Below are 10,679 nucleotides of genomic sequence, written 5' to 3'. Positions count from 1 at the left end.
ATCCTGCGGTTGAGGTGTTCGTCTGGTAGTTATCCGTGAGCCAAACCTTGTTGGCCCGACTCATGCAGCCATCGTCATGCAGCCACTGTTTCGGGCGCGGCCGCCATGCCGGCATGACCGTCGACGAGGCAATGCTTGTGAGCGACGTGATATTCGAATTCGTCCCAGTAGTGCTTGAGCATGCCCCGAACCGGCATGGCCGCCGCGTCGCCCAGCGCGCAGATCGTACGGCCCATGATGTTTTCCGCGACAGAATTCAGCAGATCCAGATCTTCCTGGCGGCCGAGACCATGCTCGATACGATGCACGACGCGATATAGCCAGCCCGTACCTTCCCGGCAAGGCGTGCACTGACCGCACGACTCTTCGTAATAGAAGTACGACAGACGCAGCAGCGAGCGCACCATGCAGCGCGTCTCGTCCATCACGATCACCGCGCCCGAGCCGAGCATCGAACCGGCCTTGGCGATCGAGTCGTAGTCCATGTCGGTCTGCATCATCATGTCGCCCGGAATCACCGGCGCCGACGAGCCACCGGGAATCACGGCCTTGATCTTCTTGCCGCCGCGCATGCCGCCGGCGAGTTCCATCAGCGTCGCGAACGGCGTGCCGAGCGGAATTTCGTAATTGCCCGGACGCTCGACGTCGCCCGACACCGAAAAAATCTTCGTGCCACCGTTGTTCGGCTTGCCGATTTCCAGGTAATTCTGCGGGCCGATGGCGAGCAGGAAAGGCACCGCCGCGAACGTTTCGGTGTTGTTGATCGTGGTCGGCTTGCCGTACACGCCGAAGCTCGCCGGGAATGGCGGCTTGAAGCGCGGCTGACCCTTCTTGCCCTCGATCGATTCAAGCAGCGCGGTTTCTTCGCCGCAGATATACGCGCCGTAACCGTGGTGCGCATGCAACTGGAAAGAGAAGCCGGATCCCATGATGTTGTCGCCGAGGAACCCGGCACGACGAGCTTCGTCCAACGCTTCTTCAAAGCGCTTATAGACTTCCCAGATTTCGCCGTGAATATAGTTGTAGCCGACCGTAATGCCCATCGCGTATGCGCCGATCGCCATGCCTTCGATCAGGGAATGGGGGTTGAAGCGCAGGATGTCGCGGTCCTTGAACGTGCCCGGCTCGCCCTCGTCCGAATTGCAGACGAGGTACTTCTGGCCAGGGAACTGACGCGGCATGAAGCTCCACTTCAGACCGGTCGGGAAGCCCGCGCCGCCGCGGCCGCGCAGACCCGACGCCTTGACGTCGGCGATCACCTGCTCGGGCGCGATCTTTTCTTCCAGGATGCGGCGCAGCTGCGCGTAACCGCCGCGCGCCACGTAGTCTTCAAGATGCCAGTTGTCGCCGTTCAGGCCGGCGAGAATCAGCGGTTTGATGTGACGATCGTGTAAAGCCGTCATTTCGAAAGTTCCTCGAGCAGCTGGTCGATCTTCTCGCGGCTCATGAAGCTGCACATGCGTTGGTTGTTCACCAGCATCACCGGCGCGTCGCCGCACGAACCCATGCACTCGCCCTCTTTCAGCGTGAATTTGCCGTCGGGCGTGGTTTCACCGAAGTCGATACCGAGCTTCTGCTTCAGGTATTCAGCGGCGCTTTCGGAACCGCCGTCGGGACCGAGCTGGCACGGCAGGTTCGTGCAGAGCGTGATCTTGAACTTGCCGACCGGCGATGTCTCATACATCGTGTAGAAGGTCGCCACCTCCTGCACGGCGATCGCCGGCATGCCGAGGTAATCCGCGACGAACTGCATGAGTTCGGGCGACAGCCAGCCATGCTCGGTTTGAGCAATGGCCAACGCCGACATCACGGCGGACTGTTTCTGATCGGCGGGGTACTTCGCGACCGCGCGATCGATTTCTTTCAGGCCTTCAGCTGAGATCATTTTCAGACACGACTCTTTCAATTCCTACCGAACGAAAACCTGTCGCTCACGGCATACTGCGACAGACCCGGCGTTCCTTTGCTTGACGCGCGCGGCGGTGCGATGACCGCAGACACGCGTCGATGAATACGTCCTAGCGATCCACTTCGCCGAACACGATGTCCTGCGTGCCGATGATCGTCACTGCGTCGGCGATCATGTGGCCGCGCGCCATTTCGTCGAGCGTGGACAGGTGCGCATAGCCCGGCGCGCGAATCTTCAGGCGATATGGCTTGTTGGCGCCGTCCGAGATCAGGTAAATGCCGAACTCGCCCTTCGGATGTTCGACTGCGGCGTACGCCTCGCCTTCCGGCACATGGAAGCCCTCGGTGAACAGCTTGAAGTGATGGATCAGATCTTCCATGTTCGACTTCATGCCGACGCGCGACGGCGGCGCAACCTTGTGATTGTCCGTCATCACGGGGCCCGGATTTTTGCGCAGCCACTCAATGCACTGTTTCGCGATACGCGTGGACTGACGCATTTCTTCGACGCGTACGAGATAGCGGTCGTAGCAGTCACCATTCACGCCGACCGGAATGTCGAAGTCGAGCTTGTCATAGACTTCATACGGCTGCTTCTTGCGCAGGTCCCATTCGACGCCCGAGCCGCGCAGCATCGCGCCGGTCATGCCGAGTTGCAACGCGCGCTCCGGGCTGACCACACCAATGCCGACCAGGCGCTGCTTCCAGATCCGGTTGTCGGTGAGCAGCGTTTCGTATTCGTCGACGCACTTCGGGAAGCGCGCGAAGAAGTCGTCGATGAAGTCGAGCAGCGAACCCTGACGGTTCTCGTTCATTTTCGACAACGCCTTCGCATTGCGAATCTTCGACGCCTTGTATTGCGGCATTGCGTCAGGCAGATCGCGATAGACGCCACCCGGACGATAGTAAGCCGCGTGCATCCGCGCACCCGACACCGCTTCGTACACGTCCATCAGGTCTTCGCGCTCGCGGAACGCGTACAGGAATACCGCCATCGCACCGACGTCGAGCGCGTGCGCGCCGATCCACATCAGGTGGTTCAACACACGCGTGACTTCGTCGAATAGCACGCGGATGTACTGCGCGCGCAACGGCACGTCGATGCCGAGCAGCTTCTCGATCGCGAGCACGTAGCCGTGTTCGTTCACCATCATCGACACGTAGTCGAGACGGTCCATGTACGGCACCGACTGGATGAACGTCTTGCTTTCGGCGAGCTTTTCAGTCGCGCGATGCAGCAGACCGATGTGCGGATCGGCGCGTTGGATCACTTCGCCGTCGAGTTCGAGCACGAGACGCAGCACACCGTGCGCTGCCGGGTGCTGCGGGCCGAAGTTGAGCGTGTAGTTCTTGATCTCTGCCATGACGTTCTCTTAGTGTTTCAGACCGCCATAGCGATCCTCGCGGATCACGCGCGGTGTGATTTCCCGCGGCTCGATCGTCACCGGCTGATAGACGACGCGCTTCTCTTCCGGGTCGTAACGCATCTCGACGTAGCCGGAGACTGGGAAATCCTTGCGGAACGGATGACCGATAAAACCGTAGTCGGTCAAGATGCGGCGCAGGTCCGGGTGACCTTCGAAGACGATGCCATACAGGTCGAACGCTTCACGCTCGTACCAGTTGACCGAGTTCCAGATGTCGACAACGGACGGCAGGATCGGCATGTCGTCGTCCGGTGCGAACACGCGCAGACGCAGACGCCAGTTGTTTTGCACCGACAGAAGATGCAGTACGGCAGCAAAACGCGGGCCGTCGTAAGCGCCTTCGGCATAAGTCTGATAATCGACGCCGCAGAGGTCGACACACTGCTCGAAACCGAGCGCGCGGTCGTCGCGCAGACGCTTTGCCACGTGGAGGTAGTCGCCTGCCTTGACGACGATCGTCAATTCACCGACCGACTCGGTCACGCTCAATAGGAGGCCGCCAAAGGCCGCCTCGAGGTTCGCTTTCAGGGTCTCGAGTTTGCTTGCCATATTGTGGAGGGGCGTTGGCCTTATTGACGGGCGATGGTGTTGGTGCGGCGAATCTTGGCTTGCAACTGGATCACGCCGTACACCAGCGCTTCCGCTGTGGGCGGACAACCCGGCACGTACACGTCGACCGGGACGATCCGGTCGCAGCCGCGCACCACCGAGTAAGAGTAGTGGTAATAGCCGCCGCCGTTCGCGCACGAGCCCATCGAGATCACCCAGCGCGGCTCCGCCATTTGGTCGTAGACTTTGCGCAGAGCAGGCGCCATCTTGTTGCACAACGTGCCGGCGACGATCATCACGTCCGACTGACGCGGACTCGGACGGAACACCACGCCGAACCGGTCGAGGTCATAACGCGCAGCACCTGCATGCATCATCTCGACCGCGCAGCACGCAAGACCGAACGTCATCGGCCACAGCGAGCCGGTGCGCGTCCAGTTGATCAGTTTGTCTGCCGTAGTGGTGACAAACCCTTCTTTCAAGACCCCTTCGATACTCATTTGCTTTCCACTCCAGACGGGGCGGCGAGCCTGGCCACCCACGCAAACCGGCGATTAATCCATCACTCCCAGTCGAGGCCGCCCTTCTTCCAGATGTAGGCAAAACCAAGCAGGAACTCGAGCAGGAAAATCATCATTGCCGCGAAACCAGCCCAGCCGATGTCACGCAATGCCACGCCCCACGGAAACAGGAACGCGGTTTCGAGGTCGAAAATGATGAAGAGAATGGCCACGAGGTAGTAGCGCACGTCGAACTTCATGCGCGCATCTTCGAATGCTTCGAAGCCGCACTCATACGGTGCGTTTTTCTCAGTGTCGGGCTTGTTCGGACCGAGGATCTTGCCAATACTGACCAGTGCTACGCCTAAACCGGTGCCCACAATGAGGAACAACAAAACGGGAAAATAGGCTGCGAGGTTCAAGACAATCCTCAATCGGTTGGTTCTGAGTGCCGTCAGGAGCATAGCACCACTGACGCGAAATCACTTCCTCAACGCGCATGACGTAAGCCCTACGGCCGTACGCCAGAAGTGAAAATGCCAGCCGAAGCGAAGCAAGCGGCTGGCATTTAGATAACATTTGGTGCCGACGGCGAGACTCGAACTCGCACAGCTTTCGCCACTACCCCCTCAAGATAGCGTGTCTACCAATTTCACCACGTCGGCACTATATGCAATCCGGGAAAACGACTTATAAAACCCGCGAATCGCTTCAAGACTTGAATTGTAACTTGTCTAAACAGATTGTTCAACGCACAAGAGGGCTTCGGCCGAAAATTTATTTCGGTACGCCCGTCGCCGGAACCGACGCAGGCGAAGCCGGCGCCGCGGGCGATGTCGCCACCGGACCCGAGCCCGCAGCCGGCGCTGAAGCCGTGACCGGTGCGGTAGCAGCCGCGCCCAGCACGCCTGCCGACGGCTTCACGTGGTAAGCACCAAGGTAAGTGAGAGCCAGCGTCGTGGCAAAGAACAGCGCTGCAAGCACCGCCGTGGTCCGCGATAGAAAGTTCGCCGAACCGGTCGCGCCGAACAGACTGCCCGACGCCCCGCTGCCGAAAGCCGCGCCCATGTCGGCACCTTTGCCGTGCTGCAGCAACACGAGTCCGATGACACCGAGCGCCGACAACAACTGAACGACGATAATCAATGTTTTCAAATACAGCATTACACTCACCTGAGTCTTTATTTAACCGCGCCGCACACTGCGTGCCGCGCGAAATGGAGTCATCCTCGCCGAGACGCTCCGCTTAACCCGCAACGCTGGTCGCGGCGGCCGCCTTGCAGATCGCCAGGAAATCCTGATCCTTCAACGACGCACCGCCTATCAGGCCGCCGTCGATATCGAGCTGACGAAACAGTTCTTCCGCGTTGTCCGGCTTCACGCTGCCGCCGTACAGCAACGGCACGCCCGCCGCACCCTTTGCCGTGAGACGTGCGCGCAGGAACCCATGCACGGCCTGCGCCTGTTCCGCCGATGCGCTCTTGCCGGTGCCAATTGCCCACACCGGCTCGTATGCAACCACGAGACGAGCCGCGTCCGGAGCCGACAGCTTCGCGAGCACTTCGTCGAGCTGCCCGCCGACCACCTGCTCGGTTGAGCCAGCCTCGCGTTCTTCGAGTGTTTCGCCGACACAGACGATCGGCGTCAAACCCGCTTCGAGCACACGCTGCGTTTTGACCGCGACCAGTTCGGCGCTCTCGCGGTGATACGCGCGGCGCTCCGAGTGCCCGACGATGGCAAACGTGGCGCCGAAGTCCGTCACCATCGGCGCGGCCACTTCGCCGGTATAGGCGCCATGCGTGAACGCGGACACGTCCTGCACGCCCCACACGACCGGGCTGCCTTCGAGCAGCGACTGAGCCTGCGCGAGATAAAGGCTCGGTACACATACACCAACGCGCACGTCGGCCGGCAACTCGCCGGAGCCCCGCGCCACCGCCTGCAACAACGCGGCGTTCGCGGCGAGCCGCCCATGCATCTTCCAGTTACCGACTACCAGTTTGGCTCGTTGTTGATTCGACATCGTCTCGTGTTGTCCTGTCTTGCCGGTCCCGCTTGGTGCGCGGACGGACTGCGCTCGCGCTTCGCTGCAGCCTGTTCCTGCGCTCGGGGCCCGCCTGTCGGATTGATCCGGCGCGCGCAAAACGCGCAATTTTACTGCCTGGGGTGGATCGGGTCAAACCGATGACGTCAAGCCTCCTGACCCCACGTCAACACGATCTTGCCGACGTGCGCGCTGCTTTCCATCAGCGCATGGGCGTCGGCAGCCTGGCCGGCTGGAAACACGCGATGCACAACCGGCTTGATGCGCCCAGCCTCGAGATGGGGCCACACGCGCTCCTTAAGTTGCGCTGCGATCTGTGCCTTGAACTCGATCGGCCGCGGCCGCAGCGTCGAACCGGTGAGCGTCAGACGGCGGCGCAACACTTCGTTCAGATTCAGCTCCGCTTTCGCACCGCCGAGCAGCGCGATCAGCACGATGCGGCCACCGTCGGCGAGCGCTGACAATTCGCGCGGCACATAACTGCCCGCGACCATGTCGAGGATCACGTCGACGCCGCGATCGTTGGTCAGCGACTTGATGACTTCGACGAAATCTTCAGTCTTGTAGTTGATCGCCCGTTCGGCGCCGAGCGCTTCGCACGCGCGACATTTATCGTCCGAGCCCGCGGTGGCGAATACACGGAAGCCCAGCGCGTGCGCAATCTGGATCGCCGTCACGCCGATGCCGCTCGAACCGCCCTGCACGAGCAGCGTTTCGTTCCCGCCGCCTTCGCCCTGGCCGAGCTGCGCGCGATCGAACACGTTGCTCCACACCGTGAAAAAGGTCTCGGGCAGCGAAGCGGCTTCGATATCCGACAATCCGGCCGGCACCGGCAGGCATTGCAGCAGCGGCGCGGCCGCATACTCGGCGTAGCCGCCGCCGGCCAGAAGCGCGCACACGCGATCGCCAATCTTTAGACCGAACGGATTGCTCTTCCCGTCGATCGTGCCGCCGACGATTTCGCCCGCCACCTCCAGCCCCGGCAGATCCGACGCGCCCGGCGGCGGCGCATAGCCACCCTTGCGCTGAAACACGTCCGGACGGTTGATGCCTGATGCCGCCACCTTGATCAGCACCTCGCCCGCCTTGAGCTGCGGCATCGGACGCTCCGCCAGCTTAAGGACTTCCGGCGCACCGAATTCTGTGATTTCGATCGCTTTCATCTGCGTCAACTCCAAGATTGGATTGCGTTGCCCAGCGGTTGTTGCGTCTGCCGTAGCGCCGCGCTGCGATTCGAATTCGCAACGCAATCCATCCTGCATGAAAAACGGCCGGCGCGCATGACACGGCCGGCCGTTTGTCCGCTACCGCATTACTGCGGAGTCGGTTCGCCTTGCGGCGCGTCGTTCAGCAACGCCTTCGCCGACAGACGCACACGGCCCTTCTCGTCCGTCTGGATGACCTTGACCTTCACCTGCTGGCCATCCTTGAGATAGTCGTTGATGTCCTTGATGCGCTCGTTGGCGATTTCGGAGATATGCAGCAGACCGTCCTTACCCGGCAGGATGTTCACGATCGCGCCGAAGTCGAGCAGCTTGAGCACGGTGCCTTCGTACACCTGACCCACTTCGACTTCCATCGTGATCGATTCGATACGGCGCTTCGCTTCGGCCATGCCTTCGCTGTTCGTGCTAGCGATCGTGACGACGCCGTCGTCCGAGATGTCGATCGTCGTGCCGGTTTCTTCGGTCAGCGCGCGGATCACCGAACCGCCCTTGCCGATCACGTCGCGGATCTTTTCCGGGTTGATCTTGATCGTGATCATGCGCGGGGCGAACTCCGACAGCTGCGTGTTCGCGCCGGCCACGGCCGTGGTCATCTTGCCGAGGATGTGCATGCGGCCTTCCTTCGCCTGCGCGAGCGCGACCTGCATGATTTCCTTCGTGATGCCCTGGATCTTGATGTCCATCTGCAGCGCGGTCACGCCTTGTTCCGTACCCGCGACCTTGAAATCCATGTCGCCGAGGTGATCTTCGTCGCCGAGAATGTCAGTCAGCACCGCGAAGCGGTTACCTTCGAGGATCAGGCCCATCGCGATACCGGCGACGTGCGCCTTCATCGGCACGCCGGCGTCCATCAGCGCGAGGCAGCCGCCGCACACCGAAGCCATCGACGACGAACCGTTCGACTCGGTGATTTCCGACACGACGCGAATCGAGTAGCCGAATTCGTCGGCGCTCGGCAGGCACGCGAGGAGCGCGCGCTTGGCGAGACGGCCGTGACCGATCTCACGGCGCTTCGGCGATCCGACGCGGCCCGTTTCGCCTGTCGCGAACGGAGGCATGTTGTAGTGGAGCATGAAGCGTTCGCGGTACTCGCCTTCGAGCGCGTCGATGTTCTGCTCGTCGCCCTTGGTGCCGAGCGTCGCGATCACCATCGCCTGCGTCTCGCCGCGCGTGAACAGCGCGGAGCCGTGGGTACGTGGCAGCACGCCGGTGCGGATTTCGATCGGGCGCACGGTGCGCGTGTCGCGGCCGTCGATGCGCGGCTCGCCGTTCAGAATCTGCGTACGGACGATCTTCGCTTCGATGTCGAACAGCACGTTGCCGACCGACGCCTTGTCGGCCGCCACGGTGCCTGCTGCCGCGGCTTCTTCCTCGAGCTTCGCCGAGGTCGCAGCGTAGACTTCCTTCAGCTTGGTCGAGCGAGCTTGCTTGTCGCGGATCTGGTAAGCGGCGAGCAGATCGGCTTGCGCCAGCTCCGTCACGCGCGCGATCAGCGCTTCGTTCTTCGCGGCCGGTTGCCAGTCCCACTCGGGCTTGCCGCCTTCGCGGACCAGTTCGTGGATCGCGTCGATCGCGGTCTGCATCTGCTCGTGACCGAACACGACGGCGCCGAGCATCACTTCTTCGCTGAGCTGCTGCGCTTCCGATTCGACCATCAGCACCGCGCGTTCCGTACCGGCGACGACGAGGTCGAGCGCCGATTCTTTCATCTGCGGACGCGTCGGGTTCAGCACGTATTCATTGTTGATGTAGGCCACGCGTGCCGCGCCGACCGGGCCGTTGAACGGCAGGCCCGACACCGCGAGCGCCGCCGACGCGCCGATCAGCGCGGGGATGTCGGCGGGGATTTCCGGATTCAGCGACAGCACGTGAATCACGACCTGCACTTCGTTGTAGAAGCCTTCCGGGAAGAGCGGACGCAGCGGCCGGTCGATCAGGCGCGAGATCAGCGTCTCGCCTTCCGACGGACGCCCTTCGCGGCGGAAGAAGCCGCCCGGGATCTTGCCGGCGGCGTAGGTCTTTTCGATGTAATCGACGGTGAGCGGGAAGAAGTCCTGGCCCGGCTTTGCGGTCTTCGCGCCGACCACGGTGGCGAGCACCACGGTATCTTCGACGTCGACGATCACCGCGCCGCCCGCCTGGCGAGCGATTTCACCGGTTTCAAGGCGAACGTTGTGCTGCCCCCACTTAAACTCTTTGACGATCTTGTTGAACATAGTCATTGCTTTTCCTCATCGTAATGCCGCGCGGACCGGAAGCGGCGCGGCAACGCCAGGGCCGGCGCCGCATGGGAAGAGTCGTGCTATGCCATTCCAGAGGGCCACGCACTGCGCGTGCGCGCGAACCGCTGGAATGACACAAAACTCTGCCCTGAAGCCCGGCCTTGTTCCTGTTACTGCCTGTTTTACTGCTGTCTTGCTACTGCTACTGCGCTGCCCGTGGACGCCGCGCGAACCGGCATACGCGGCGAATCACAGGCGGCACGCGTTACACGAACCGTACCGTGCAAAAACAAAATGCCTGTATCAGCGAAACTGACACAGGCATCTTGCTGAACGACTGGCCGATTACTTACGCAGACCCAGCTTCTCGATCAGGCTGCGATAACGATCCGCGTCCTTACCCTTCAGGTAGTCGAGCAGCTTGCGACGACGGCTCACCATGCGCAGCAGACCGCGGCGGCTGTGGTGGTCCTTCGTGTGCTCCTTGAAGTGGGAGGTCAGTTCGTTGATACGGGTCGTGAGCAGCGCGACCTGAACTTCGGGGGAGCCGGTGTCGTTGGCTGCGCGTGCGAATTGCGCGACGACTTCGGACTTCTTGCTTGCTTCAACTGCGGACATGTCAATTTCCTTGATAACTGGACAGGCGGTCACGGAAGAAAGGCCGTGCCGTGGGATACCCGTTTCACCATTTACTTTCACTGATTTCCGTTCGTGGCTGAATCGACTGAATCGGAACCCAGCCCAACAACGGGACGCGTATTGTAGCACAGGCGGCTCCGGCCGCGAACCCCGGGCTGGCACGG

The 10,679-nt window shown here is 61.7% G+C and carries 11 protein-coding genes and 1 tRNA gene; all 12 read right to left on the bottom strand.

All coding sequences use genetic code 11. The annotated features are described in order from the left end of the window. Positions 1-74 precede the first annotated feature (74 nt). Positions 75-1,403, bottom strand: coding sequence for an NADH-quinone oxidoreductase subunit NuoF (nuoF, locus tag BJG93_RS04890; protein ID WP_027197217.1), 1,329 nt, complete (start codon positions 1,401-1,403; stop codon positions 75-77). Further along, the gene (gene nuoE / locus BJG93_RS04885; RefSeq protein WP_027197216.1) at positions 1,400-1,885 is read right to left on the bottom strand and encodes an NADH-quinone oxidoreductase subunit NuoE; all 486 of its coding nucleotides are present in this window, start codon (positions 1,883-1,885) and stop codon (positions 1,400-1,402) included. The genes nuoF and nuoE overlap by 4 nt, the downstream gene beginning before the upstream one ends. 133 nt (positions 1,886-2,018) lie before the next feature. After that, the gene (locus BJG93_RS04880) at positions 2,019-3,272 is read right to left on the bottom strand and encodes an NADH-quinone oxidoreductase subunit D (RefSeq protein ID WP_027197215.1); all 1,254 of its coding nucleotides are present in this window, start codon (positions 3,270-3,272) and stop codon (positions 2,019-2,021) included. Positions 3,273-3,281: 9 nt separating this feature from the next. Continuing rightward, on the bottom strand, positions 3,282-3,884 hold the full coding sequence (locus BJG93_RS04875; protein ID WP_027197214.1) for an NADH-quinone oxidoreductase subunit C: 603 nt from the start codon (positions 3,882-3,884) through the stop codon (positions 3,282-3,284). Between the two features lie 20 nt (positions 3,885-3,904). Then, positions 3,905-4,384 (bottom strand): NuoB/complex I 20 kDa subunit family protein, encoded by a 480-nt coding sequence (locus BJG93_RS04870; protein WP_006052903.1) that lies wholly within the window; start codon positions 4,382-4,384, stop codon positions 3,905-3,907. Positions 4,385-4,446: 62 nt separating this feature from the next. Further along, on the bottom strand, positions 4,447-4,806 hold the full coding sequence (locus BJG93_RS04865; RefSeq protein WP_027197213.1) for an NADH-quinone oxidoreductase subunit A: 360 nt from the start codon (positions 4,804-4,806) through the stop codon (positions 4,447-4,449). 158 nt (positions 4,807-4,964) lie between these two features. Beyond that, positions 4,965-5,049, bottom strand: a tRNA-Leu gene (locus BJG93_RS04860). 112 nt (positions 5,050-5,161) lie between these two features. Further along, positions 5,162-5,548: a preprotein translocase subunit SecG gene (gene secG / locus BJG93_RS04855; protein ID WP_027197212.1), complete on the bottom strand. Its 387-nt coding sequence runs from the start codon at positions 5,546-5,548 to the stop codon at positions 5,162-5,164. Between the two features lie 82 nt (positions 5,549-5,630). Further along, positions 5,631-6,407: a triose-phosphate isomerase gene (gene tpiA / locus BJG93_RS04850; RefSeq protein WP_027197211.1), complete on the bottom strand. Its 777-nt coding sequence runs from the start codon at positions 6,405-6,407 to the stop codon at positions 5,631-5,633. A 167-nt stretch (positions 6,408-6,574) separates the two neighbouring features. Then, positions 6,575-7,591: an NAD(P)H-quinone oxidoreductase gene (locus BJG93_RS04845; RefSeq protein WP_027197210.1), complete on the bottom strand. Its 1,017-nt coding sequence runs from the start codon at positions 7,589-7,591 to the stop codon at positions 6,575-6,577. A gap of 149 nt (positions 7,592-7,740) precedes the next feature. After that, on the bottom strand, positions 7,741-9,876 hold the full coding sequence (pnp, locus tag BJG93_RS04840) for a polyribonucleotide nucleotidyltransferase (RefSeq protein ID WP_027197209.1): 2,136 nt from the start codon (positions 9,874-9,876) through the stop codon (positions 7,741-7,743). Between the two features lie 345 nt (positions 9,877-10,221). Beyond that, a complete protein-coding gene (gene rpsO / locus BJG93_RS04835; protein WP_008920609.1) occupies positions 10,222-10,494 on the bottom strand; it encodes a 30S ribosomal protein S15 in 273 nt (90 codons plus the stop codon). Positions 10,495-10,679 lie beyond the last annotated feature (185 nt).

This window comes from Paraburkholderia sprentiae WSM5005 (genome assembly GCF_001865575.2).
In the GTDB taxonomy this organism is placed as follows: domain Bacteria; phylum Pseudomonadota; class Gammaproteobacteria; order Burkholderiales; family Burkholderiaceae; genus Paraburkholderia; species Paraburkholderia sprentiae.
Note: the sequence above shows the minus strand (reverse complement) of the source record. Positions and strands in the feature narration are given on the sequence as shown.

Excerpts from the sequence above, each read along its gene's own strand:
- BJG93_RS04870 (WP_006052903.1), bottom strand. The coding sequence starts at position 4,384 with ATGAGTATCGAAGGGGTCTTGAAAGAAGGGTTTGTCACCACTACGGCA.
- pnp (WP_027197209.1), bottom strand. The coding sequence starts at position 9,876 with ATGACTATGTTCAACAAGATCGTCAAAGAGTTTAAGTGGGGGCAGCAC.
- tpiA (WP_027197211.1), bottom strand. The coding sequence starts at position 6,407 with ATGTCGAATCAACAACGAGCCAAACTGGTAGTCGGTAACTGGAAGATG.
- BJG93_RS04875 (WP_027197214.1), bottom strand. The coding sequence starts at position 3,884 with ATGGCAAGCAAACTCGAGACCCTGAAAGCGAACCTCGAGGCGGCCTTT.
- BJG93_RS04845 (WP_027197210.1), bottom strand. The coding sequence starts at position 7,591 with ATGAAAGCGATCGAAATCACAGAATTCGGTGCGCCGGAAGTCCTTAAG.
- nuoF (WP_027197217.1), bottom strand. The coding sequence starts at position 1,403 with ATGACGGCTTTACACGATCGTCACATCAAACCGCTGATTCTCGCCGGC.
- rpsO (WP_008920609.1), bottom strand. The coding sequence starts at position 10,494 with ATGTCCGCAGTTGAAGCAAGCAAGAAGTCCGAAGTCGTCGCGCAATTC.
- BJG93_RS04880 (WP_027197215.1), bottom strand. The coding sequence starts at position 3,272 with ATGGCAGAGATCAAGAACTACACGCTCAACTTCGGCCCGCAGCACCCG.
- nuoE (WP_027197216.1), bottom strand. The coding sequence starts at position 1,885 with ATGATCTCAGCTGAAGGCCTGAAAGAAATCGATCGCGCGGTCGCGAAG.
- secG (WP_027197212.1), bottom strand. The coding sequence starts at position 5,548 with ATGCTGTATTTGAAAACATTGATTATCGTCGTTCAGTTGTTGTCGGCG.